Below are 623 nucleotides of genomic sequence, written 5' to 3'. Positions count from 1 at the left end.
GCCCCGCAAGGTTTACACGGAACAGTTCAAGCGCGACGCCGTCGCGATGTTCGAGTCGAACCCGGATACCTCAATGCGCAAGGTCGCAGAAGAACTCGGAATCAATCGCTCGACTTTGGGATACTGGTACAAGCAATTCGGCACTAACGTCGCCAAGGATGAAGATGCAGCGTCACCCGTAGAAAAGCTTGCTGATGCGGAAAGAATCCGCCAGCTAGAACGCGAAAACAAAAGGCTTCGTGAAGAGCGCGATATTCTGCGTAAGGCCGCGAAGTATTTTGCGGAAGAGACGACCTGGTGATCCGCTTCCAGTTCGTTGACGACAATCTCGCCGACTACTCGGTCAAGCGGATGTGCACAGTCCTGGGGCTAAATCGGTCTTCGTATTACAAGTGGAAGAACTCGGCTCCACGGCGCCGTGCGCGCCTTGTAGATGACGCTGTGGTGGCCGCGGAGATCCAGGCCATTTTCGACGCTGAAAACGGCATCTGGGGCGCTCGTCGCATCACTGCTGAACTCAACGACCGCAAGCGCGACAACGGCACTACACCTCCGGCTAAGCGCATCAATCGCAAGAGAGTGGCTAGTTTGATGCGGGCCCAGAACCTGTTCGGATTTCAAAA

At 55.5% G+C, this 623-nt stretch carries 2 protein-coding genes; both read left to right on the top strand.

Annotated features, from left to right (window positions below):
• Positions 1-301, top strand: a 301-nt coding sequence (locus HMPREF0307_RS13560; protein WP_156435916.1) for a transposase, incomplete at its 5' end; no start/stop codon positions are given.
• Positions 298-623 (top strand): IS3 family transposase (locus HMPREF0307_RS13555; RefSeq protein ID WP_156435915.1); only part of this gene is annotated, 326 nt, incomplete at its 3' end. The genes HMPREF0307_RS13560 and HMPREF0307_RS13555, both read left to right, overlap by 4 nt.

The sequence above is a fragment of the Corynebacterium sp. DNF00584 genome (assembly GCF_001552965.1).
Taxonomy (GTDB): domain Bacteria; phylum Actinomycetota; class Actinomycetes; order Mycobacteriales; family Mycobacteriaceae; genus Corynebacterium; species Corynebacterium phoceense.
This window is presented reverse-complemented; position numbering and strand designations above follow the sequence as displayed.